The 1,380-nt window shown below is 72.0% G+C and carries 1 protein-coding gene; it reads right to left on the bottom strand.

The features are described from left to right. Window positions 1–1,237, bottom strand: a 1,237-nt coding sequence (locus AB0B01_RS30755; protein WP_361726255.1) for a hypothetical protein, incomplete at its 3' end; no start/stop codon positions are given. Between the last annotated feature and the right edge of the window lie 143 nt (window positions 1,238–1,380).

The following is a 1,380-nucleotide window of genomic DNA, read 5'->3' as shown; positions in this document are numbered from 1 at the left end:
CGTCTGCCAGGCGGACGAGCTGTGCCGTGACGGCAGTACGGAGGCGGTCCGCCGGAGTCCGCTCTACGAGCGTGGCCAAGTCGAAGTCACGTACCGACGTGACGGCGCGCTGCGGGCCTCTCACGCGCAGGTCCTCCAGGACGGGCAGCAGCAGTGCGCTCGTAAGCTCGGCCTCAGCCTCGACCTCCCGCTGGTACGGGATCCCGTACGTCTCGCACACCTCGGCCAGCAGCCCGACGGACGGGACGGAAGGGTCGGACCTCGGCGGCGCCCCGGGCAGCAGTCCGCCGAGCGGTCGGGCGGCAGGTCCGACCACGTGCCCGGACGCATCCAGTGGCACCCGCAGACGGCGCGAGGCCTCCGGCCGCATGCGCCCGTCTTCGTAGACGGTCAGGGTGATCGGCGACCTCCCTTTCGACAAGGCCACGGCGCGTGAGCCCGCCGAGACCCGGTGCAGTACCTCGGCACGCTCGAACTGCGGTGCACCCGCCTCCTGGACCGCGTACGCCCACCCGCCGGCCACGCCGGCCCGGACCATCGGACGGTACGCCGCCCACGGCGCGGCGCCCGATCGCTCGGCCTGTTCCCGGCTACGGGGCCGGACCGTTCCGGAAACGGCCCCCAGCCGGCGCAGCAGCTCGGCGGGATCGAGCCCTTCGACGAAGAGCAGGTCAGGCTCGTCGAGAGGCCGCGGCGGCGGGGTGGATCCGCTCCGGGTCCAGACGAAGTGCCCGCCGTCGGATGCTGCGACGCCCTGCTGCGGGAGAACGGGCGATCGTTCCGGTTCGGACGCCGTGGCGGCGAGCGCCAGAGGAGATACGGGATCGGGGATGACGCTCTTCTCGCCGTCCCACACGAGCACGCCCTCGAAGGCCAGGGGGATGCGGTGGCCGAACGCCCCACCCTGTTCCAGGGCCTCGGCGAAGTCGGCCAGGGTGTGACGCAGACCGAGCCACTCGGTGAAAGACGGGCTGTCCTCGTCGAAGTACCGGCCGACGCGTCCGAAGTCGGGTCCTGGACGGCAGACCAGGAACAGCCCGTCGCAGGCCTGCCGGCCTATGCCGAGGCTGATCGGAAGCCAGTCCCGGCGCCAGGAGCAGGCGAGCTCGTCGTACTCCTCGGGGTCCTCGCCCAAGACGTTGTCCGCACCGCCGGCGTCCTCACCGATGCGCCGGAGGCGTTCGGTGCACTCGACGATGTCGGCGAGGCGGGAGGGCGGCCCGTAATACGCCAGCACCGGGGCGCCTTCGGCGAGTTCGACCCCGTCATGGCAGAGCAGGGAAGCGACCAGGTCCGCGGATGGTGACGGAGTTGGCGCCGTACGTCCTGGTCGCGACGGACGGCGACGAGGTGATCGGCCGCGGGTTCAGCGTGCCCTTC

This window comes from Streptomyces sp. NPDC044571, assembly GCF_040647115.1.
In the GTDB taxonomy this organism is placed as follows: Bacteria; Actinomycetota; Actinomycetes; order Streptomycetales; family Streptomycetaceae; genus Streptomyces.
The sequence above is the reverse complement of the archived record's forward strand: the minus strand, read 5'-3'. Positions and strand labels throughout refer to the sequence as shown.